Raw genomic sequence first — 356 nt, forward strand, 5'->3', positions numbered from 1 at the left:
GGAGAGAGGAACATCAACGTCCCGAGTCACCTCTGCGAGCTGATCAACGAGTACCTCGAACATCCTGAACGAAACGGCGAGGGGACGGACAAATTTGGTCGAAAACCCTTACTACGGAACAGGAACGGCGGTCGTCCTTCGACAACGACGGTCCGTCGGGATCTGTATAAGATGACTCGACCGTGTGCCTTCTCGAATGAATGTCCTCAGAACCGAGACATCAACGAGTGTGACGCAGCCAAAGACTCGATGGCGTCGGAATGTCCCGTCAATTACAGTCCGCATCCGATCCGCCGTTGGTCTATCGAAGACCATCTGGACGACGGCGTACCGAGGGAAGACCTCGCTGACCGAGC

At 55.9% G+C, this 356-nt stretch carries 1 pseudogene; it reads left to right on the top strand.

The annotated features are described in order from the left end of the window. A pseudogene (locus EXE45_RS21035) lies at window positions 1-356 on the top strand (integrase); the annotation flags it as partial.

Source organism: Halorubrum sp. SP9 (assembly GCF_005435015.1).
GTDB lineage: Archaea > Halobacteriota > Halobacteria > Halobacteriales > Haloferacaceae > Halorubrum > Halorubrum sodomense.